At 42.7% G+C, this 21,060-nt stretch carries 20 protein-coding genes; 14 read left to right on the top strand and 6 right to left on the bottom strand.

Features of this window, described 5'->3' with window-relative positions:
* Positions 1–11: 11 nt before the first annotated feature.
* Positions 12–113, top strand: a complete 102-nt coding sequence (locus VIM89_RS10175) for an IS3 family transposase (protein ID WP_488155649.1) — start codon at positions 12–14, stop codon at positions 111–113.
* A gap of 364 nt (positions 114–477) precedes the next feature.
* Here the strand turns inward: VIM89_RS10175 and VIM89_RS10170 are convergent, their stop codons facing one another.
* Positions 478–1,860, bottom strand: coding sequence for an alpha-L-fucosidase (locus VIM89_RS10170; protein ID WP_488156041.1), 1,383 nt, complete (start codon positions 1,858–1,860; stop codon positions 478–480).
* 15 nt (positions 1,861–1,875) lie between these two features.
* The gene (locus VIM89_RS10165) at positions 1,876–4,167 is read right to left on the bottom strand and encodes a GH92 family glycosyl hydrolase (protein WP_488156040.1); all 2,292 of its coding nucleotides are present in this window, start codon (positions 4,165–4,167) and stop codon (positions 1,876–1,878) included.
* A 265-nt stretch (positions 4,168–4,432) separates the two neighbouring features.
* Here VIM89_RS10165 and VIM89_RS10160 point away from each other — a divergent pair, with 265 nt between their 5' ends.
* From VIM89_RS10160 to VIM89_RS10135, 6 genes are all read left to right on the top strand, one after another.
* Positions 4,433–6,613: a prolyl oligopeptidase family serine peptidase gene (locus VIM89_RS10160; RefSeq protein WP_488156039.1), complete on the top strand. Its 2,181-nt coding sequence runs from the start codon at positions 4,433–4,435 to the stop codon at positions 6,611–6,613.
* A 340-nt stretch (positions 6,614–6,953) separates the two neighbouring features.
* Positions 6,954–7,544 (top strand): LemA family protein, encoded by a 591-nt coding sequence (locus VIM89_RS10155; protein WP_488156038.1) that lies wholly within the window; start codon positions 6,954–6,956, stop codon positions 7,542–7,544.
* A 100-nt stretch (positions 7,545–7,644) separates the two neighbouring features.
* The gene (locus VIM89_RS10150) at positions 7,645–8,079 is read left to right on the top strand and encodes a TPM domain-containing protein (RefSeq protein WP_488156037.1); all 435 of its coding nucleotides are present in this window, start codon (positions 7,645–7,647) and stop codon (positions 8,077–8,079) included.
* A gap of 11 nt (positions 8,080–8,090) precedes the next feature.
* Positions 8,091–8,894 (top strand): TPM domain-containing protein, encoded by an 804-nt coding sequence (locus VIM89_RS10145; protein WP_488156036.1) that lies wholly within the window; start codon positions 8,091–8,093, stop codon positions 8,892–8,894.
* Between the two features lie 36 nt (positions 8,895–8,930).
* Entirely contained in the window at positions 8,931–9,344 is a 414-nt protein-coding gene (locus VIM89_RS10140) for a hypothetical protein (RefSeq protein WP_488156035.1), read from the top strand.
* Positions 9,331–9,879 carry an NUDIX hydrolase gene (locus VIM89_RS10135; protein WP_488156034.1) on the top strand — a complete coding sequence of 183 codons (549 nt, stop codon included), beginning with the start codon at positions 9,331–9,333 and terminating at the stop codon, positions 9,877–9,879. Before VIM89_RS10140 ends, VIM89_RS10135 begins: the two co-directional genes overlap by 14 nt.
* Before the next feature lies 1 nt (position 9,880).
* On the opposite strand, the gene VIM89_RS10130 is transcribed toward VIM89_RS10135, so the two are convergent.
* The gene (locus tag VIM89_RS10130) at positions 9,881–10,936 is read right to left on the bottom strand and encodes a DUF4932 domain-containing protein (protein WP_488156033.1); all 1,056 of its coding nucleotides are present in this window, start codon (positions 10,934–10,936) and stop codon (positions 9,881–9,883) included.
* Positions 10,937–11,114: 178 nt separating this feature from the next.
* Between VIM89_RS10130 and VIM89_RS10125 the strand changes: the two genes are divergently transcribed.
* The 4 genes from VIM89_RS10125 to VIM89_RS10110 all read left to right on the top strand — a co-directional run bounded on the left by VIM89_RS10125 (position 11,115) and on the right by VIM89_RS10110 (position 13,630).
* The gene (locus VIM89_RS10125) at positions 11,115–12,167 is read left to right on the top strand and encodes a sensor histidine kinase (protein WP_488156032.1); all 1,053 of its coding nucleotides are present in this window, start codon (positions 11,115–11,117) and stop codon (positions 12,165–12,167) included.
* Positions 12,164–12,874, top strand: coding sequence for a LytR/AlgR family response regulator transcription factor (locus VIM89_RS10120; RefSeq protein ID WP_488156031.1), 711 nt, complete (start codon positions 12,164–12,166; stop codon positions 12,872–12,874). Before VIM89_RS10125 ends, VIM89_RS10120 begins: the two co-directional genes overlap by 4 nt.
* A 55-nt stretch (positions 12,875–12,929) precedes the next feature.
* Positions 12,930–13,124: a DUF433 domain-containing protein gene (locus VIM89_RS10115; protein ID WP_488156030.1), complete on the top strand. Its 195-nt coding sequence runs from the start codon at positions 12,930–12,932 to the stop codon at positions 13,122–13,124.
* Positions 13,125–13,333: 209 nt separating this feature from the next.
* Positions 13,334–13,630 (top strand): GIY-YIG nuclease family protein, encoded by a 297-nt coding sequence (locus VIM89_RS10110; protein ID WP_488156029.1) that lies wholly within the window; start codon positions 13,334–13,336, stop codon positions 13,628–13,630.
* A 71-nt stretch (positions 13,631–13,701) separates the two neighbouring features.
* Here VIM89_RS10110 and dnaA read toward each other — a convergent pair whose 3' ends face one another.
* The 3 genes from dnaA to VIM89_RS10095 all read right to left on the bottom strand — a co-directional run bounded on the left by dnaA (position 13,702) and on the right by VIM89_RS10095 (position 17,716).
* On the bottom strand, positions 13,702–15,126 hold the full coding sequence (gene dnaA, locus VIM89_RS10105; RefSeq protein ID WP_488156028.1) for a chromosomal replication initiator protein DnaA: 1,425 nt from the start codon (positions 15,124–15,126) through the stop codon (positions 13,702–13,704).
* A gap of 426 nt (positions 15,127–15,552) precedes the next feature.
* Entirely contained in the window at positions 15,553–17,100 is a 1,548-nt protein-coding gene (locus VIM89_RS10100) for an acyl-CoA mutase large subunit family protein (protein WP_488156027.1), read from the bottom strand.
* 85 nt (positions 17,101–17,185) lie between these two features.
* A complete protein-coding gene (locus tag VIM89_RS10095) occupies positions 17,186–17,716 on the bottom strand; it encodes a DUF7935 family protein (protein ID WP_488156026.1) in 531 nt (176 codons plus the stop codon).
* Between the two features lie 89 nt (positions 17,717–17,805).
* On the opposite strand from VIM89_RS10095, the gene VIM89_RS10090 reads away from it, so the two are divergent.
* The 3 genes from VIM89_RS10090 (at position 17,806) to VIM89_RS10080 (ending at position 20,885) form a co-directional block, all read left to right on the top strand.
* Positions 17,806–18,159, top strand: a complete 354-nt coding sequence (locus VIM89_RS10090; RefSeq protein ID WP_488156025.1) for a HesB/IscA family protein — start codon at positions 17,806–17,808, stop codon at positions 18,157–18,159.
* Positions 18,160–18,483: 324 nt separating this feature from the next.
* Positions 18,484–19,581: a lipase family protein gene (locus VIM89_RS10085; protein ID WP_488156024.1), complete on the top strand. Its 1,098-nt coding sequence runs from the start codon at positions 18,484–18,486 to the stop codon at positions 19,579–19,581.
* A gap of 62 nt (positions 19,582–19,643) precedes the next feature.
* Positions 19,644–20,885, top strand: coding sequence for an ABC transporter permease (locus tag VIM89_RS10080; protein WP_488156023.1), 1,242 nt, complete (start codon positions 19,644–19,646; stop codon positions 20,883–20,885).
* The last annotated feature ends 175 nt before the right edge of the window (positions 20,886–21,060 follow it).

The raw sequence follows: 21,060 nt of genomic DNA, 5'->3' as shown, positions 1-21,060 counted from the left end.
TTAAAAGCGACATTCAGGACTATATCACGTATTATAACAACGACAGAATCAAGCTCAATCTAAAAGGAATGAGCCCGGCTAAATACCGAGCTCATTATGATAATAATAATTAAGTTTGTCCAACTTTTGGGGTGCACTTCACTTGGGGAGGACTTTTTGTTTAAATTATAGTTAGACTTAATAATACCAAATGAACCCCGTCAACAGACCAGCTTCGGCCGAAATCAATCAAAACAATGGTGGCCTGCGCACTGGAAAGGGCATTAGCAAACTTTGCTGAAGCGAGGGAATGAGCGAACGATAGTAGGGCAAAGTATTGGAGCCCGTGGTTTTGATTGATTGCAGGGCAAAGGCCATGTGCGGCAAAGAAGTCCGCTGGCTAGCGGATTGACTTGATTTTTTGTTACTTTTTGATCAAGCAAAAAGTAAAAGAAGCCCCGCGGCAATTGAGCGGCCTACACATCAATTGAACCCTACCTACCTCTTCTCATCATAAACCCCAAACTCCGCAATCGACGCCTGATGGTCTGATTTCAAAATTCGCATTCTAACTTCAGTGCCACTAACCCGGTCAAAGCGGTTAATTTTTACGCGTTTCTCATTAGTACCATCAAATACCGGCTTCCATACCCCATCGTGATAATATTCCAATACATAATTGCTGATGTTCGGCTTTTCTTCAGTAATCGCAATAGTATTAAAGGCAGTTTCTTTTTTGAAATCGATTTCGTACCATGGCTTATCCACGGTAGTGTTGGATATCCACGAAGTAGAAAAATCATCGTCATTAGCAAAATCCATGATGTTCATGTCATCACTCCAGCTTGAGTTGCTTTGCTGATGCTTGGCCAGGTTATGCGAAATGATCGGCGCATCCAGCTTTGGCAATGGCGCTTCCGGACCAGCATTTTTCCAAAGCTCTCCTATCTTTTTTAATGTAGCCAACGCATTATCATCCATCAATCCTTCGCGGTTTGGCGCTACATTCAGGATAAAGTTGCAGTTTACATTATTCAATGCGACAATATCTTCATTCACCAGTTTAGCGGCATCTTTAGTTGCTTCCGTTGGGAATGATGTTTTCCAAAACCAACTGCCCTGTATCGGCAGGCAAGCCAATGATGGCATCGTATTATGTTCTTTTGATACCCGTTGACCTGCACCCATTTCATAAGTTTTGATATCAGTATAAAACATTCCTTCCGGCGGATATTTGGCTCCGTTCAAGTCCATCAGCACGCAGTTAGGTTGCAACTTCTTCACCAAAGTATATATCCCTTCAAAAGGCACATCGTCATAACTTATCCTCGACCACGGCGCATCCCAGCCATCAATAATCAATGCTTCTATCGGGCCGTAATTGGTCAGCAACTCAGTCAATTGCCCTTTGATCATTTGTATATCCGCGGGAACAATAGAATTCGGACGAAGTTTATGGTGCGTATCCAAAATAGAATAATACAGCATCACTTTCAACCCATTCTTTCTAAAAGCATTCACAAATTGCCTTACCACATCTTTTTTGTAAGGGCTGTGCATCACATTATAATCTGTAGTCTTGGTATCCCAAATGCAGAAGCCGCTATGGTGTTTGGTAGTCAAACAACCGTAAGTCATATTGGCCGATTTGGCAGCTTTTGCCCATTGGTCGCAATCCAGTTTGGTTGGATTGAAGATCGAAGGCGATGCTTCCGGGTCGGCCCAATCCTGGTTCATATAGGTTGGGATATTAAAGTGGATAAACATACCAAAACGCAGATCGACGAATTGCTGTTGCAATTGGGCGAGTGGCTTTTGCTGGGCGTTGGCACTCAAAACGTAACATGCAATAATGCTAAATAAGATATATTTAAACTTCATAGTTAGACCTCTTCATTATTTGTGCTTTGATGACATAAAAAATGTCACCTCACCACCATTCATTATATCTTCGTGACTTAAAAACAATCCATTCAAAGGCCTGCCATTCAACACAATCTTCTGAATATATACATTCTTATCCCCCTGGTTCTTCACATTAATGGTAAAGGTTTTACCATTATCCAAGTTGATCACTGCCTTATTCATCGCCGGACTGCCTATAGCATACTGATCCGACCCAGGTGCAACAGGATAAAATCCCAGTGTACTAAAAATATACCATGCACTCATCTGACCTGTGTCATCATTACCACCCAAACCATCCGGGGCCGGTTTGTATTGCGCTTTTAATATCATGCGGATCTTTTCCTGCGTTTTCCAGGGCTTGTCGGTCCAATCATATAAGTAAGCCACATGGTGTGAAGGTTCGTTACCATGTACATAGTTACCGATGATACCGTCGCGGGTGATGTCTTCGGTTTCGGCAAAGTATTTATCCGGCAGATTATAGCTGAATAGGCTATCGATATAGGTCACAAATCTTTTGTTGCCACCCATAACTTTGATCAGTCCGGCAGGATCATGCGGAACATATAAAGTGTAATTCCAGGCGTTGCCCTCAATAAAGCCTTGACCAATGGTAGTAAAAGGATCAAACTTCGCACGGAAAGTGCCATCCATCAGCTTAGGGTGCATAAAGCCCGACTTGGGGTCATACACATTTTTCCAGTTTTGCGAGCGTTTGATGAACTCGTCATAAATATCCTGTTTGCCCAGTTTTTTGGCTAATTGCGCTATGCACCAGTCGTCATAGGCATATTCCTGGGTAGATGATACCGAGTTTCCGTTCTTTTCATCCGGGATGTAGCCCATATCTATATAATAGCCTATCCCCGCATAATCGCGGTGACGGGCAGTAGCTACGCAAGCTTCCAAAGCTTTATTGGCATCAAAAGGGGCATTGCCTTTTATTACCGCATCTGCCAGAACAGACACGCTGTGATAGCCGCTCATACACCAGTTCTCATTCGCCGAATTGCTCCATATCGGCAGCATGTGTTCCGGACTTTGCTCATAATGGGCGATCATACTTTGCACCATATCGGCATTGCGTTTTGGCTCGATGATATTGAACAGCGGGTGCAATGCGCGGTGCGTATCCCATAATGAGAACGTAGTATAGTTGGTAAAGCCTTCTGCTTTGTGCACATTTTGATCCAGACCTTTGTACTGCCCGTCAACATCCATATAAATGGTTGGGTTGATCATGGCGTGATACATCGAGGTATAAAAGTTCTCCTTCTCGTCCTGGCTGCCTTCGATCTCAATTTTATGCAGTTCGGTTTCCCACTGCGCTTGTCCATCGGCTTTTACTTTTTCAAAATCCCATCCCGGGCATTCGGCCTGCATATTGGCCATTGCACCATCCATGCTTACCGGCGATAACGCCATTTTTATTTTGATCTTTTCGCCTTCATTGGTCTTGAAATCGAAATAGGCTCTCAACTGTCTGCCTGCTGCCTCAGGGAAATTTGGCGTACGGTTAAATTGTCCCCAGAAACCTCCGTAAACCTCGCGCTTGTCGTATTTTTTATATCCATGTGCGATGAACGGCTTGCTGAACTTCATAGCAAAATATAACGTACGGGTGCGTGCCCAGCCATTGGTTGAACGGTAGCCTATTACAGTAGAGTCGTTTACTACCCGTAAATACGTCCAGACATTTTTATCAGGATAATTATAAATACCTGCCATCAGGTCGAGCACGATGTGTGCATTATCCGATTTCGGGAAGGTATATTGATGAAAGCCCACACGGGTAGTGGTAGTCATTTCGGCGAGGATGTTATAATCATCAAGCTTTACTTTGTAGTAGTTGGCTTCGCTTACCTCGTTAGCATGTGAGAATGCCGAACGATATCCGCTGCCCGGTTTATCTGCAGTTCCGGGATTAAGTTTGAGTGTACCAACAGTCGGCATCACTAAAAAATCGCCTAAATCAGAGTGACCGGTACCGCTGAAATGCGTATGGCTAAATCCTACAATGGTTTTGTCGTCGTATTGGTAGCCTGCACAGTAGCTGTACACTTTCGGATTATAATGTCCGTCCAGTTCGTAACCTACAGTGTCCGTTTCGGGGCTCAACTGTACCATACCAAAAGGTACCGTAGCTCCGGGAAATACGTGACCCATGCGCTGTGTACCAAATATCGGGTGTACGTATTGAACTAAATTATTGGATTTTTTTACTTGCGCCGATGCCAGGATGGGCAGGGCGGCTATTATTGAGAAGAATAACCGTTTCATTACGCCAAATATAACACGATTGCCGGATTATGGGTGGATTTGTTATTGTCTGAATCAGAATTCTCAGAATTAATGAATTAACAGAATTCTGAAAATTATAAAATTCTGTAAATCCTGATTCGGACAATACTTTTATCACGTAAAAACCACGCCTCTTGTTGATAACTTAAACGTAGTTTTACTATTGATTACCAACTATTTATACACTAAATTTATATTACCTACCCCGCCTGGTTAATCGTTCACTTCTTAAACCCTTTGTGTTATGAAAAAGTTGATCCTTTTAGCTGTGTGCCTTTGTTTTCTCTCTGCATCCGCACAAGTAAAACTACCCGAAACCAAAACTGTCGACAGCACCGATACCTATTTTGGTGTCACGTACAAAGACCCTTATCGATGGCTGGAGCATATTAAAGATTCATCCGTTGTAAACTGGTTCAAACAGCAGGCGGATTACAGTAAGTTCACCCTAAATAATATTTCCGGCCGCGATGAACTGATAGCCGAATGGAAAAAGCTCGATAAACTGCAGCCACCCAAAATCGGCGACAGGACCTACATGAAGGGACGCATATTTTACCGAAAAACGCTTCCCGGCGACAAGGTTGGTAAGTTATACTATCGTGAAGGCATGAATGGCCCCGAACAATTATTGTTTGATCCGCTGATCTACATTAAAGGAAAGACATTATCCATCCAAAATTTCGTACCCAGCTTTGATGCCAAATATGTAGCTATCTCCTATGCCGAAGGCGGCGGGGAGGTCGGCACAATAAAAATTATGGAAGTTGCCACCAAGAAGTTCCTGAAAGACAAAATGTATCCAACAGAGGGTGTCGAGGGATGGAGTTTCGATAACAAATCGGTTTTATACCTATGGATAAAAAGCGCCGATAACAAAGATCCCCAAGCCCGTCTTAACCCCAAAACCAAACTGCACAAGATTGGTTCAGCAAGCACAGCCGCAGATATGGATTTTTTTAGCAACGGCAGTTATCCAGAGCTAAATATTCCCTCCAAAGCGTACCCTTATGTATATACTACCAACGATAATAAAAACTATGTTTTTGCAGGAATAGGTACTGTTGAAAATGAAATGCAATTATATTATGCGCCTATCTCGCAATTCTATTCAGGCAAGATCCAATGGAAGCCGCTTTGTACCAAGGAAGATAAGCTGGTACGCGGATTTGAACTGGTGGGCGATAAAGCGTTTGCCATTACCTCTAAAGGCGTTAAAAACTATAAGCTCATATCTGTCGATATTAAAAATCCGGACTGGAGCAACGCCCGGACAATAGCCGAAGAAAAATCGGATCAAACACTGGAAGCAATCACCCATAGCAAAGACTACGTATTTCTTACTTATAGCGATGGTATCAATAGCCATGTATCCAAATATGATGTAGCCACCGGCAAAACTTCTGAGCTGAAGTTACCGTTCTCGGGAACGGCCAATACTTTCTGCATTAATAATACCACCAATGATTGCACCGTCGGCATTACCTCATGGATAAAGCCCTATACCGAATTTGATTTTAATGCCAAAGTTGAAGCGTACAGGCCAGGTGCCTTTAACAAACAACCCGTATTCCCTGCTGAATATAAAAACCTTGAGGTGAAGGAAGTGGAGGTAAAAGGACACGACGGGGCAATGATACCGCTCTCCATCATCTACAAAAAAGGAACAAAGCTGGATGGCAATAATGTTTGCCTGATGGATGGCTACGGCGCCTACGGCATCAGCATGACACCCTATTTTGATTACGAAGAAACCGGGCTGGCTACCAAAGGCGTAGTTGTCGCCTATCCGCATGTACGGGGTGGCAGCGAAAAAGGCGAAACCTGGTACAGGGCAGGATACAAAACCACCAAACCCAATACATGGAAAGACTTTAACAGCTGCGCCGAATACCTGATAGCCGAAAAATATACCAATCCTTCCAAACTGGCCGGAACAGGCACCAGCGCCGGGGGAATTTTGATAAGCCGCGCTATCACCGAACGCCCTGACCTGTATGCGGCAGCTATCTGCAATGTAGGTTGTGCCAACGCGATGCGATTAGAATTTAGCGCAAATGGACCAGTAAACATACCTGAATTCGGCACTGTGAAAGATAGCGTGGAATGCAAAGCTTTATACGAAATGGACGGCATGCAACACGTGAAATACGGCACCAAATACCCCGCTGTCATCTGTGTTACCGGTTGGAACGACCCGAGAGTAGTGCCCTGGGAACCTGGAAAATTTGCTGCAGCATTACAAAATGCCTCAGCGTCCCGTAAGCCGGTAATCCTCAAAGTAAATTATGACGACGGCCATTTTACAGAAGACAAAAGCGTCACTTTCGCCAACTTTGCCGATCAGTTTGCTTTTGTGCTGTGGCAATGCGGTCACCCGGATTTTCAATTGAAGGGTGACAGGAGTGCGAGTGTGAATAAGTAGTATAGCACTTAACAGGGTGCCACGCTGAGCTTGTCGAAGTGCGGTGCGCAAAGGCCTTTGCCCGCATACCCTTCGACAAGCTCAGGGTGACAGCGCTCCTATGTCATCTCACCTTTAGAGGCCGCGGATTTTATTACTCAGACTTACACCGCTTTTATTTCATCTCAACTTAAAAGACCCTGGATTTATATCTTAGCATGGCACTACCCTCGATCTCTCCCCACACCAAGGAGAGATTTTTTATACCCCACCCAACTCTGCCAAAAAGACAATTTGTAACAACGGTATGTGTTTTGAGATCAAAATAGTAAATTCAACTTTTAAATAAGAAGATAAAAAAATGAAAACATCCTACATTGTTATAATTGTAATCGTCATTATCCTGTTTATTGGCGGCTGTGGCTGCGTATCGAGTTACAATGGAATTGTAAGTCTTGACCAGAATGCACAGTCGAAATGGGGAACTGTTCAGACCGACTATCAGCGCCGTGCCGACCTGGTTCCCAACCTGGTTGCTACTGTAAAAGGTGTAGCTAACTTTGAAAAAAGCACTTTGGTTGATGTAACCAATGCACGTGCTAAAGCTACTTCAATACAAGTAGACCCAAGCAAACTGACTCCTGAAAACATCCAGAAATACCAGGCTGCACAAGGACAATTAAGCACCGCACTTGGCCGTTTATTGGTTGCTTCAGAAAAATACCCTGAGCTGAAAGCGACTGAAAATTTCAGCGGACTGCAGGCTCAGCTTGAAGGTACCGAAAACCGTATAGCTGTTGCAAGACGCGATTTCAATGATGCAGTTCAGCAATACAATACCAAGATCAAATCGTTCCCGACTAATTTTGTTGCCAGGATGGGCGGCTTTACCGAGAAAGGTTATTTCCAGGCAGACGCCGCGGCAGAAAACGCACCTAAAGTTCAATTCTAATTAATTAGTGAATGAGTGAATTAGCGAATGAGTGAGTGATAAAAATCTACTTGCCAATTCACTAATTCACTAATTCACTAATTCACTAATTCGTTAACACATGCCTATATTTAATGAGGACGAACAACAGCGTATCCGCAGGGCTATAGAGGATGCCGAAAGGCACACTTCGGGCCAGATACGTGTTTGCATCGAGAAAAACTGCAATGAAGAAGTGCTCGACCGTGCTGCCAAATACTTCCATCAGCTGGATATGCACAAAACCAAGCTTCGCAATGGCGTATTGATCTATGTGGCCACTGTTGACCGCAAGTTTGCTATCATTGGCGATCGCGGGATTAATAAGACTGTGCCTGCCAATTTTTGGGACGATGCCAAAGAAGATATGCTTAACCATTTTAAATATGGCGACGTGGTTGAAGGCATTGTTACAGGACTTAAAATTGCCGGCGATCATCTGCAAAAATACTTCCCGCATGAGGCTAACGGTTCCAACGAATTGCCTGATGACATAGCCTTTATGGATGGCGAATAAAATCTAAGATCATGTTCAAAAAATTAATATTATTTTTCTGTTTAACGCTGTGTACGCTGTTCGCTTTGGCGCAACAACTGCCCGAGAAGTCAAACACACTGGTTACAGATTACACCAACACGCTCTCAGAAGCTGAACAGCAGCAACTGGAGCATAAATTGGTTGCCTTTGACGATTCCACCTCTACCCAAATAGCGGTTGTGCTCCTGAAATCGGTTGGCGATTATGACATCAACGATTATGCACAGCGGTTGGGTCGCGCATGGGGTATCGGCCAGAAAGGTAAAAACAATGGCATTATTGTCCTGGTAGCCATAGGCGACCGCAAAGTGGCCATCCAGACCGGTTATGGTGTGGAGGGAGTACTACCCGACATCACCACCCACGAGATCATTCAAAATGATATCCGCCCAAACTTCAAGGCAGGCAACTATTATGCAGGTCTTGATGCAGGCACCAACGATATCATGAAATATGTGAAGGGTGAGTATAAGTCGCCCAAGAAGCCACAGCAGGATCAGGGTAAAAACGTTGGCAGCAGCGCTGCTATATTGATCTTCATTATTGTAGTGATCCTAATCATTATTTTCCGCAACCGCGGAGGTGGTGGCCATATTATCGATAGCCGTGGCGGCGCAAGTCCGTTCTGGTGGTTCCTTGGCGGCGCTATGCTAGGCCGCGGCAGCGGTGGCTGGGGTGGTTTCTCCGGCGGCAACGATGGCGGCAGTTGGGGCGGTGGCGGAGATAGTGGCGGTGGCTTCGGCGGTTTCGGCGGCGGAGACTTTGGCGGCGGCGGATCAAGCGGAAGTTGGTGAGTTAGAGATTAGAGATCAGTAAATCAGAGATTAGTAGTGTACCAGCAAGATTATTTGTTAAGCGAAGCCCGAAAGCTTGCACAGCTTTTAGCAAATTTAATGGGGCTAAAGGCCGAAGGAGAATACGATGAGTATATCCGGCAGTTTAATAATGCGCTACAAGATGAATACAACGTTGAGCTCGAAAAACTGCTCGATTTAAATGAATACGGGTTTGCTAACTTCATAAACTCCGCCGAATATAGCGCCGAAAAATTACATGCATTAGCTCAGATGCTTTATGTATTTGCCCAACCACCTAAGATAGATAATGAAACCGGACTTACCCTGAAAAAGATCCTGACCATTTTTGATCTTCTGGAGCAACAACATCGCCAGCTATCCTTTGAAAACATTGAAAAAAGAAATATCATCTATAAACACCTTATTAAAATCCATGAACGATCTTAAGTGGAAAAAGCTTTCTTCCCGCTACATACATAAAGGCCCGTGGGCTACATTGCGGACTGACAAATGCGTGATGCCCAGCGGCCACATAGTTGAAGATTACTACGTGCTCGAATACAGCAATTGGGTAAATGCCGTAGCCATTACCGAGGATAATAAAGTGCTGATGGTGCACCAGTACCGTCATGCAGCCGAAATCGTTTCGCTGGAGATTCCTGGTGGTGTGATCGATCCGGGAGAGGAACCGCAACAGGCTATGCGCCGCGAACTACTTGAGGAAACCGGCTACCAGTTTGATGATTTTGAGCTGCTCTCTGTAGTTTATGCAAATCCATCTACTGCCAACAATCATACCTATTGCTACTTAGCCCGCGGCGGCAAAAAGGTTCAGGAACAACACCTGGATGCACAAGAAGATATCGTTGTAGAAGAATTCACATTAGCCGAAATAAAAGATTTATTGTTGAACAATAAAATAGCCCAATCATTGCATTGTACCGGGCTGTTTTATGCGTTGATGAGGTTAGGGGAACTTTAAATCAGCTTTTTTGCGGGTATTTATTCTTCAGGTATTTTAATATCTCGGGGAAGAACTCTGCAAAATCCTTGTATTTATTGCTCTGCATATAGTTGTCATAAATAAAGGGCACAAGGTCTTCCACGTAAATAAAATCGCTGGCTATTTCGCGTGCCTGCTGACGCTTGAAGGCACGTTCACCACGATATTTTTTGTAAAGTACCGCCGAAACTGATCTTACTATATTCTCATCAAAACAATATTCCCATGTGGTTATGGTATTGCGTTTCATACCAACATCATCCTTGTTAAACAGGTAAGATAATTCATCAATCTGCTGCTTATATTTTTGAAAGAGCTGATTAATATACACATGGCTACCCTCGTGCCAAACCAGGTAATCAAAATCCTTAAATTCAAAATAAGGGTCTTTTTGAGCATTACCATCCTGGTTAAAATAGCCTGTATTATAAACCAGCCAATCGGAAAACTGCGGGTTTAGCGATTTGGTCATGATGGCATGCGAACCCCAGCTATTCAGCGGATCTATACAGATATACCAGTGCACATCAGAATTATACTTGTAAAAATCCTGAAGTTTTTTGATCAGTTTATCCGAATCAACTTTCGCTTTCAGATCGTCACCCCATTGATCGTAACGGACTTTATGTTTCTGGTAAAAGTCCCAGAATTTGGTATCATAAAAAAAGTCCTTACACAGCCTGATATATTCCAGTACATTTTCCTTGCCGTACATTTTATACCAGTTTAAATCAGTAGGTTCATATATTCTGATATTCGGAAAATCGCTCATACACCAGCCCAATTCCACCAGGTCTGTGTAGGTTTTATCGAAGGAGATTACTTTTTTAACCGCCGGATGATCCTTGTATTTACCAAAATATTCCAGCGCTTCTTTACTGTAGGCTGATGGGTTAGGCTGAGGATATTTATTGCCCAGTATCTGGATAATGGTAAACAGCTCCACTCCAGGATGCACAGTTACTTTAAGCTGATCCTGGCAGTAAGCGGATAAGGGCAGCAAAACGATTAGTAAAATGTAAATTGACTTTTTCATTGTGATCATGATTTACAGTAAAAATCAGATCAGCCTGTCGCTTTAAAAAATGTAATTGACGAACACACTTTTATTAATGACGAAATCTGCATTGGGTCAAAAAACGGTTTCATCATTAAAAATTGCCAGTTCGTACATTTTATAAGAGTCGCACTTAAATGCTGTGTATATTTAATGGATGAAGCGCAAAATAGTCATATACCTGCATATTGCTGTCTGGGCTTTAATGCTGATCAGCGACATATGGTTCTCGTATGCCAGAAATCAATCTTCTCCGGATCATGCTGCAGGTGTGCTTTCTTTTGCCAAAATTGTGATCATTCAAACAGGATACCTGGCTATACCCATCTTCTGTTTTTATTGCGCTTATTATTTTGTAGCACCTCAGCTATTTGTTACCAGGAAATACCTTAAAGCAATTTTGTTGTTTCTGCTTACCATAGTTGGAGCAGTAGTCTTGAGATATTCGATGGAGTATTTTTTCTTCCTGCCGGTATTAGGATTTGACAATTACAGGGGTCATCGGTGGCCTGCTTCGGACTTTATAGAAAATGTATTTTGGTATTATTTCCCAAAATACTTTATATATGGACTAATGTTTTTTTTTGCTGAAAGTTGGTATAAAACAAGGCAGTTACAGCAGGATCTGCAAAAGGAAAAATCAACAGCCGAACTCGCTTTTTTGCGATCTCAACTTAACCCGCACTTCCTGTTCAATACATTGAACGATATTTATTCCCTTACTTATCAAAAGTCCGATCAGGCGCCTGAAGCTGTATTAAAACTTTCTGAACTATTGCGCTATATGCTTCGCGAAGGGACAGAGGATTTTATGCCGCTGGCTCAAGAAATACAATACCTGGAAACGCTGATCAAATTGCAATTGATTAGTGCCAAGGGGAATGCCTACATACAAATGGATGCAGATGGCGTACTGGGCGAGTACAGTGTGGCCTCACTGCTTTTTGTGTCCTTTGTGGAGAATGCTTTCAAACATGGAGTATTAAATGATCCATCGAACCCTGTCAGCATAAAACTGGTGACAGGCGATGGAAATATTTCCTTTTCTGTTAGCAACAAAAAGAACCAGGATCAAAAAGACAAGACCGCAGGTATCGGCCTCAACAATGTTCGCCGCAGGCTGGAGCTGATGTATCCCGACAGGCACCAATTGGAAATTGTTGACAACGAGGAACATTATAACGTTAACCTGCTATTGAAAACCGCATGAGTATCCGCTGCCTGATCATTGACGACAAACCCCTGGCTATTGACATCCTGGCGGATTATACGCGAAAAGTCCCGTTCCTGGAGCTTGTAGGATCGATCACTAATCCGATAGAAGGCCTATCTATCATCCGCGAACAAAACATTGACCTGGTTTTCCTTGATATACAAATGCCTGAGCTGACCGGCCTGCAGTTTATGAAGATCGCCGGCAAGCAATGCAAGGTTATATTAACCACTGCTTACTCCAAATATGCACTCGATGGCTTTGAACATGATGTGATCGACTACCTGCTTAAACCTATTGCATTTGACCGGTTTTATCGTGCCGTGGAAAAGGCTAAGCAAAGTATCAGCAAACCAGCAGACAAAGGTGTTCAACCTAATACTGAAACTAATCCCGAATACCTTTTTGTAAAAACAGAACACCGAATACAGAAAGTCAACCTAAAAGATATTTTGTATATCGAAGGCTTGCAAAATTATATTTCCATCCAAACAACCAGTGAGCGGGTACTCAGCTTACAAACATTGAAAAAGATCGAAGAGTCTCTTCCTGTGAGGGATTTTGTGAGAGTGCATAAATCATACATTGTTGCCTTAAGGCACATCTCGGCTATAGAGCGCAGTAGGATATTTATTGGTGATACCGTTATTCCGGTGGGTGATAATTATCGGGAAGGGTTTTATGGGATTGTGGATAGAGGATAATCTAGCCAGAATTTTTACAATATAAAAAATCCATACTATTTGAGTAAATTTGTGTATGTCTCAAGTAGATTACCGGCAATATATTGAAGTTAACCCGGACATTCGGTTTGGAAAACCTGTTATAAAAGGCACTAGGATAACCGTTTATGATGTTTTGCAGTGGCTTGCATCAGGATTAACCCATGAACAAATCCTTAGCGACTTTCCCCAGCTAATTGAAGATCACATTTTAGCCTGTCTCGCTTATTAATTCCATTTAACTTTAAAATCTGTCATTGCGAGAAGCTAGCGGGGCTAAGTGCACAAGGAGCGACGAAGCAAACTCGTCGTTATCTTGTAATTTGCTTAGTACCACGAATACTTGTCATACGACGAGTTTGCTTCGCCGCACTCCCACCACACAAGGCCGCTCGCAATGACATAGTTTTTTAGTTCGAATAATTTTGATATTATCGGTCAATGAAAAACCATGTATACTATGTTTACATTCTTGCCAATAAAGTAAATACCGTGTTCTATACCGGTGTAACTAGTGATCTTGAAGGCAGAATATGGCAACATAAGCAAAAGGTATATAAAGGTTTTACATCAAGGTACGAATGCAACAGACTGGTGTATTATGAAGAATTTCAATGGATTCAGGATGCTATCGCCAGGGAAAAACAGATTAAGGGTGGCTCGAGACAAAAGAAGATCGATTTAATTGTTGCGAGCAATCCCGGGTGGAATGACTTAAGTGAGGGATGGTATGATTAACAGCAATACGTAAATAACAACAAAAAACGCCATTGCTTTCACAATGACGTTTTCAATATCACTTGAGTCGATTACGACATCTTTAGCTTTTTCTGGATATCGGCTACGTAGCCTTTGAATTTCTTATCGGTATCGATCAGGTCTTCTACAGTTTGGCATGCATAGATCACGGTTGAGTGGTCGCGGCCGCCGAAGAAACTGCCGATAGATTTTAATGAGCTCTTGGTGTGGGCCTTTGCCAAATACATAGAAATCTGACGGGCCTGAACAATCTCGCGTTTGCGGGTTTGGGATTTCACCATCTCGATAGGCACCTCAAAATATTCGCATACCAGGCTTTGGATATACTCCATCGAAATTTCTTTTGAAGAATTTTTTACAAAGTTCTTCAGCATCTGTTTCGCCAGGTTCAGATCGATCTCTTTACGGTTAAGGGTTGACTGAGCCAACAGGGATACCATAGCGCCTTCCAGTTCGCGCACGTTGTTATCAATGTTGTGAGCTACATATTCCACCACATCATTGGATAAGTCGATACCGTCCTGGTAGATCTTATTTTTAAGGATCGCCATACGGGTCTCCAGGTCAGGAACCTGCAGATCGGCTGATAATCCCCATTTAAAGCGTGATAATAAACGTTCTTCCAACCCTGCCAGATCCTTAGGGGCTTTATCAGATGTAATGATCAGCTGTTTGCCCGACTGGTGCAGGTGATTGAAAATGTGAAAGAAGAAATCCTGTGTTTTCTCTTTACCGGCAAAGTTGTGCACATCGTCCATGATCAGCACATCAATAGCCTGGTAAAAGTTTACAAAGTCGTTAATGTTATTGTGCTTAAGTGCATCCACAAATTGCTGGGTGAACTTCTCGCAGGATACGTACAGCACCAGTTTATCCGGTAGCTTTACGCGAATTTCGTTTCCTATAGCTTGCGCCAGGTGAGTTTTACCTAAGCCAACACCGCCGTAGATCATCAATGGGTTGAACGAAGTGCCGCCCGGTTTTGCTGCTACGGCATAACCTGCTGAACGGGCCAAACGGTTACAGTCACCTTCCACAAAATTCTCGAAGGTGTAGTTTGGATTCAGTTGCGGATCTACATTCAGTTTTTTCAAGCCTGGTATCACAAAAGGATTTTTGATGTCCTTATTAATTGATATAGGAACAGGCATGGATTGATTTTTCGTCTCGGCACCATTGCCGGTCGATGGCATATTGGTGGTGTACGGTTTACTCGATGATTGCTCTACTACAATATTGTATTCGAGGCGTCCTTCTTCTCCAAGCTGCTTCTTTATCGTTTTACGCAGCAGACCTACATAATGTTCTTCCAGCCACTCGTAGAAGAACAAACTTGGCACTTGTATCGTCAGGACGCTTCCTTCCATGCGCAAGGCCTTGATTGGTTCGAACCAAGTCTTATAGCTCTGCGCCGGGATATTGTCTTTAATGATTTGAAGGCAGCTATTCCAAACGTTTGTACAAGTTTTATCCATATATATTTTATTAAAATCTTGATTTTCACCCCCTCAGCGACACATCAAAAGGGGCTGTTACGGAACATCGAATATTCAAAAAAAAACCTTATTAAAAAATTAAATTTTAAAATTTTATGTGATTAATTCACCTTTAATTAACATTTAACATTGCGTTTTTCTTAAGGAAAAATCTTATATTCTGCCCAATTCACTTAATATTGCCTCTACGCACTGCCAAGGCATTTTTTTTATTCCCGCCACGCAACTCACGCACTTTATCAACATTTGTTTATACTGTTTACGTTAACGGATACTTAATTGTTTGCCGAAAAATGCAGGATAATAACAATCGTTAAAATCTCATTTCAACAAGGTAATAAATTTTTTTGAAAAATAACAATCGGATGTTTATCCGATATAAATACAGCATTAAGAGCATATTGTTCAGTATTCTCCAAAAACAGCCCGAAGAGTATTGGCTATTTCGCCCAGGGTGGCATAGTTTTCCACTGCTGTTAATATATAAGGCATCAGGTTGGCCGATCCTTTTGCAGCTTCGCCTAATTGTTGAAGGGAGTTTTGCACAGCTTTATTATCGCGGGAAGCTTTAAGTGCATTAATCTTATCGATCTGGGTTCTTCGGATGGAATCATCTACCCGGAAAATATTCTCGGCAGGGGCTTCGTCCTGTACAAAACGGTTTACACCTACGATTACCCGCTCACCACTTTCAATCTCATTCTGATATTCATAGGCCGAGCGGGCAATTTCCTGCTGGATGTAATCCTGTTCAATAGCTTTCACCGCGCCACCCATGGCGTCTATCTTATCTATATATAATTGTGCAGCTTTTTCCAGTTTGTTGGTCAGCTCTTCTATAAAAAAGGAACCGGCCATCGGATCAACCGTATCAGTCACCCCACTTTCAAAAGCGATGATCTGTTGCGTGCGCAAGGCAATTTTTGCTGCGGCTTCAGTAGGTAACGACAGCGCCTCGTCATAACCATTGGTGTGCAGTGATTGCGTTCCGCCTAACACCGCTGCCAATGCCTGGTTACTTACGCGCACTATATTATTCATAGGTTGCTGTGCTGTCAGAGTTGAACCACCGGTCTGGGTGTGAAAGCGAAGTTTTTGTGCTCCGGGATCAGTTGCACCTAACTCTTTTGTAATATGCGCCCACATCCTGCGCGCCGCCCTGAACTTGGCTATCTCCTCGAAGAAATTATTGTGGCAATTAAAGAAGAATGATAGTCTTTTTGCGAATACATTAATATCTAATCCCTTATTTAAAGCTGCCTGCAAGTAAGCCTTGCCATTGGCTAAAGTAAAGGCCAGCTCCTGAACAGCTGTTGAGCCAGCCTCGCGAATATGGTAACCCGAGATGGAAATAGTATTCCATTTAGGCACTTCTTTGCTGCAATACTCAAACACATCGGTGATCAGCCGCATGGACGGACCAGGTGGGTAGATGTATGTACCCCGTGCCGCATACTCCTTTAATATATCGTTCTGTACAGTTCCCGACAATTGTTTCAGATCAGTCCCTTGTTTTTTTGCTAACGCGATATACATTGCCAGCAAAATTGACGCCGTTGCATTGATGGTCATCGAAGTGGTGATGTCCTTTAACTGGATACCGTCAAACAAAACCTCGATATCTTTTAAGGAATCGATTGCAACGCCCACCTTACCTACTTCACCATCAGCAAAGTCGCTGTCTGAGTCATAACCGATCTGTGTAGGCAGATCAAAGGCCACTGAAAGCCCCATAGTACCCTGGCTCAGCAGGTAGTGATAACGCTTATTGGATTCTTCCGCGGTGGAAAACCCGGCGTACTGGCGCATTGTCCAGGGTTTACCGCGGTACATATCCTTCTGAATGCCTCGTGTAAACGGGAATTCACCAGGAAGCTCATTCATCGCCGATGGCCGACAATAAACCTCCTTTATCTCGATCCCAGAAGTGGTGGTGAATTTTTTACCGGACATGTTTTGATTTCGGATTTCGGAATTACGATTTCGGATTTAAAAACTCTTATATATAAATTCGACATTGAACATTCGAAATTCGATACTAAAAAAGGGCTTGCATATCTTCCCTTACGATCTTTAACGCGATATCATATGGGTTATCCTGCAAGTGACTTAAATGAGCAAGTATCGTTTTGCTCAGATCAAGGCCTGTTGCAGTTTCGGGCAATGCTTTTACTGCGTTTGTTACAACACTCAATGTATCATCCTTTACACGGATAACTACCGTCCAGGCGCTGTTGCTTACATATACCTGTTGCGTGATGTTGTGTTGAAATTCCGTACGGATTTCATTAGCGATCACACTGTACAATTCTGCTGCTGACAATCCTGTGCCATTTAACCGAACCAGCATATTTGTCGGGTTTACGCGTTCGATAAATAAAACGATACGTTCATAAGCCTGCAAACGCAAAGGCAAGGTTTGGTTGCTGATTGTTTTTTTCAACTCCATCAATTGTATACTTTCGGCTTTATCTAAGTAAGGCTTTATTAGATAAAAGGCTGCGTAAACTGTACCGATACCGGCCAGGGTAAATTTCAAAATGTCGAGTAAATAGCTTGATAGCACCATATTTTTTATGTTAGGCTGAGGTCATAATAATTGACAGGCAACAAAAATCTGCAATTTACCTTATATTTGTATGTTTAATTTAAAATAAGATGAGTACTGCTGTTGAAAATGCATTAGCACCGGTTAGCTTTACACAAGGTGCTGTTAAAGAGCTAAATAAACTAAAAGACCAGCAAGAGATAAGTGACGATTTTGGTCTGCGTGTTGGCGTTGAAGGTGGCGGTTGCTCCGGCATGAACTACGTTTTAGGCTTCGACCAGAAGAAAGAAGGCGACCAGGAATATATCATCGACGGTATAAAAGTATACATGCATAAAGCTCATGGCTTATACCTTGCAGGTATGCAGATCGACTTCCAGGACGGACTGAACGCCCGTGGCTTTACCTTTAATAACCCGAACGCTGCCAGCACCTGCGGCTGCGGTTCGTCGTTCTCGGTATAATTATATTTATCAAAATATTTATAAAAGCATCCGCCAAAACGGGTGCTTTTTTGTTTCCAGACAATTAGATTTATTGTTTCCCTTATTTTTTCCTAATTGGCAATAAAATCTACTTTATGTATTATTCCTGATACTTTAAAAATAAATATGTGATATATAGGAACATTTTAACCGTATTACACGTAACAAGCAGCTGTGATTTAGCTATATACTTTTTGCGTTGTGAAAGTTTTTAAATATCTTCAACCAATCTTACCTGCAGTCCTTGTATCATACATTGGATCAAAGTCGTCTTTTACACAATCAATCACCCTATATTAAACTATGAAGTATTTCTACATTCTTCTGTTTTTTTTATTTACGACCTCGGTTTGTAATGCCCAGTTATTAAAGCCCGGCTTTGATGCCAAAGAATACCTGGAAATGCTTCGCATATCGCGGCAGCAATTTAATGATCCAATTAAGGATGATCACACCCCGCTACCAAAACAATACGGACTTGTTTACCGCTCGCCGGAAGGCCCGCTGAAAAATCGCTGGGACTTGTGGGTGAACAATAAAGGTATTGCCGTTATCAGCATCCGCGGCACCACACAATCAGAATTAAGCTGGCTCGAAAACTTCTATACTGCAATGGTTCCGGCAAGTGGCAAACTGCACATCAGCGATTCTGAAGAGTTTTCTTATAACCTGGCTGCTAATCCAAAAGCAGGTGTTCATGTTGGATGGTTGCTTGGTTTGGCTGATCTGTCAAAAACCATATTGCCGAAAATTTACTGGTTAAACCAGGTAAAAGGTATCAAAAACTTTATTATAGTTGGCCACAGCCAGGGCGCTGCTATTGCCTGCCTGCTGCGCTCTTATTTGGGCGATCTGCAAAGCAAACAACTGCTTGGTAATGACATCACTTTCAAAACCTATTGCAGTGCGCCGCCAAAACCGGGTAATATTTATTACAGCTACGATTTTAATTACCTGACCCGCAATGGCTGGTGTGTATCGGTAGTGAATGCTGCCGACTGGGTGCCGCAAACTCCGTTTACTATCCAAACGATCAGCAATTTCAATACGCCAAACCCGTTTGTTGACTTCAACGACCAGGTAAAAAACCAGCCGTTTTTCAAACGTCTTTATATCAAGCACATATTCAATAAGCTTAAAAAGGCGACTGATGGCGCACAGGATACTCATGAAGAATACCTTGGCAAACTGGCATATACATTCGTACAAAAACAATTACCGAAATTTAAGGAGCCGACTTATCTGAAAGATAACAGCTTTACTGCTTGTGGTACCCCGATCATTTTAATGCCGGATAACACTTACCATAAGCAATTCCCTGACGATCCAAAAGATGTTTTTGAACATCATATGTTCTGGCCATATTACTACCTGGCCCAGGCAGAATATTTAAATCAATAAAAGGTTTGTAACAAACCGGCATATCTTAGAGTCATAGTACTACAGAATTCTGATTTTACGGTATGCCGGTAAAAACCTCGCTCAAAGAAAACGTATCGCTAGCCTTACAATCCATAGCCGGCAACAGGTTAAGGACGGCACTTACTGCGCTTATTATTGCCCTCGGGATTATGGCTCTGGTAGGCATTCTGACTGCTATCGACGGCATCAAAAACAATTTAAACGACGCTTTTGGGAACCTTGGCGCCAATTCTTTCACGCTGCAAAACCGGGGACAAGGCCTTAATTTTGGCGGTGGCGGTCACCGGAAAGTATATCCTTCTATTACTTACGAGCAGGCAGCGCGATTTAAGGAGTTATTCAAACTTCCGGTTACTACTTCTATCAATCTAAGCGTAACCGGTACTGCTGTAGCCAAATACGGCAACCTTAAAACAAATCCTAATATCTCAGTTAGCGGATCGGATGAAAATTATCTGATAACCAGCGGGCAAAAAATAGGATATGGAAGAGACTTTTCTATTTCCGAGCTTCAGCATGGCGACAATGTGGTAATGATTGGCGAGGATATCAGGAAGCGCCTTTTTAAGAACGAAGATCCGATCAATAAACTCGTTTTCATCGGTAATTATAAATTCAGGGTAGTTGGCGTATTTGCATCAAAGGGTTCCAGCTCCGGCTTTGGCGGCGATAAGTTTTGTGTTGTCCCGGTTTTGAAAGCTAAGCAAATGGATACGCTGAAGGATATCTCCTTCAACGTTACCGTAAAAACAGCCAACCCGGATGTTTTGGATGCAACCATAGGCGAAGCTACCTCAACATTCCGTAACATTCGCGGCTTAAATATTTCACAGGCAGATAATTTTGAAATCTCCAGGAGTGATTCTGTTCAAAAAGAATTGGCCAACAATATGGCTATGATGACCTTTGGCGGTGCGCTTATTGCTGCTGTTACTTTAATTGGTGCGGCTATTGCCTTAATGAATATTATGCTGGTATCGGTTACTGAACGTACCCGCGAGATTGGTGTGCGTAAAGCTATAGGGGCCAATCCGAGGATAATCCGTAAACAGTTTTTGATTGAAGCCGTGGTTATTTGCCTGATTGGCGGATTAACCGGTGTATTCCTGGGCATTATTGCCGGTAACGCTGTAGTTTTATTAATAGGCGGGTCATTTATTATGCCATGGTGGTCGTTTACCGGTGCGCTCATCGTATGCAGCATGATTGGCTTGATATCAGGGTACTATCCTGCCAGAAAAGCGTCTAAGCTAGACCCTGTGGAAGCGCTGCGATACGAATAATTTTGATTTCGGATTTCGGATTTACGATTTCGAATTTAACACCGATCTCCTCATTGTTTTATTGTTTTATTGTTTGTATCTTAATTAGCTAATTCCTTCCGACTTCCGACTTCCGACTTCCGACTTCCGACTTCCGACTTCCGACTTCCGACTTCCGACTTCCGACTTCCGACTT

It is taken from the genome of Mucilaginibacter sp. (assembly GCF_036568825.1).
Taxonomy (GTDB): domain Bacteria; phylum Bacteroidota; class Bacteroidia; order Sphingobacteriales; family Sphingobacteriaceae; genus Mucilaginibacter.
This window is presented reverse-complemented; position numbering and strand designations above follow the sequence as displayed.